1 protein-coding gene and 1 pseudogene are annotated in these 1,367 nt (G+C 55.4%); both read right to left on the bottom strand.

The annotated features are described in order from the left end of the window. Positions 1-300 (bottom strand): annotated as a pseudogene (locus ATY29_RS37285) (sialate O-acetylesterase); the annotation flags it as partial. A gap of 646 nt (positions 301-946) precedes the next feature. After that, a partial coding sequence (locus tag ATY29_RS01255) for a sialate O-acetylesterase (protein ID WP_146053990.1) occupies positions 947-1,367 on the bottom strand: 421 nt, incomplete at its 5' end.

Raw genomic sequence — 1,367 nt, 5'->3', positions numbered from 1 at the left:
GTAATTTGACCGGTGTCGCTGTCCACCGTAGTTGGCCGCGTTCGATTGGCCAAGAATGAGCAAGACAGCAGTTCGATCGGTTTGAGTGGGGCAGGTCACAGAGGTTTTCGATTCATCCCCGATGAGGCGTTCCTTGTCGTCGAAAGTATATCGGCTTGGGGCCGCCGGCTTCTCTCCAACAACCGTTTTCCTCAGCGCGGAAAGTTGTGGCCAAGGAAAGATCTCATGTCTCGCGCTCATGCCGCCCAGGAAGTATATGGCGATTAAGGCGCCCCCGCATACTGCCAGCGTGTTACGCATCTCGTTACCCTTTACTCATCACACAATGACATGGAGCCTATTGGACTAATCAAGGCCGGTCCAGTTATGCAATAGGGGTAATCCAAGCATCACTCGATATTGACGTCATTCATCGAAGACACATATCGAAAGACTATGAGTGCAGACGGAGTTTCGCATGTGCCGCCGGATCTACATCGATCAAGCGTTTGACGAGATGGCAAGAAATTTCGCTTTCGCTGAGCGAGGGGACGTCGATGACTTGGGTGATCGCCTCCCCCCGCGTAAAAACCGTGAGAAACCCTTGAGCTGGCATCATTGATCAAAATTGATCCAGCGCCGAACGGGTTCTGCAATTAGATTAGTAACTTAAGGCTAATTGAATAGCTTCAGAACCATGTCATTCTTCTGCATATCGCGTCCCCCGGTCGCGAAAACCCCTGATACAAAGTGCCCCGCAAACTCCGCGGGGCATTTTGCTTTTCTGATCACCGAAGCAAGAAATTCCGGGGCTGCAACCGCGCCTATCGCGGCAAACAGCCGCGGCCGGTCGCTCGGCAAATGGGCGCTGCATTCTCCCGGTGGGGCAATTGGATTGAGCGCGCCTCGTCTTTGCCCGGGGCCGAGGCCGAAGCGTGCGACGGTGCGAAAACCGGTTCAGGCAAGACTATCGCGAGGTTTCCAGGCGGCCGTCGCTGCGCAGAAGGTTCAGCCAGGCCTGCGACGCTTTCTCTCCGGCTGTGCCCCCGAAATGGCAATCGTCGTAGCGGTCGTCTCCATCGAGTAGCGCGTCGGAATTAACGCCCTCCCGGATACCGTGGCCGCTTTTTGACAGGGCCAGTTGGGCCCGTACTATCGCATTGTCCGGAATATGCTCCTTGAAGCCGCCATTGCTCGGTTCCAGGCATTTCGATGCGATCGAAATGTAAACGGGTGCTTCGACGCCGTGCTGACGCAATGTGTCGACCATCGACATGAAATGATCCCGATAGGCCTCCGCGGTGGTGCCGATAACGAGATCCGCCTCTCCTTGCACCCAGAGGACGCTGGTTATCCGATAACCGGAATCCTGAAGCTGTTTCAGCGTA

The sequence above is a fragment of the Rhizobium hidalgonense genome (assembly GCF_002914525.1).
Lineage (GTDB): Bacteria > Pseudomonadota > Alphaproteobacteria > Rhizobiales > Rhizobiaceae > Rhizobium > Rhizobium hidalgonense.
This window is presented reverse-complemented; position numbering and strand designations above follow the sequence as displayed.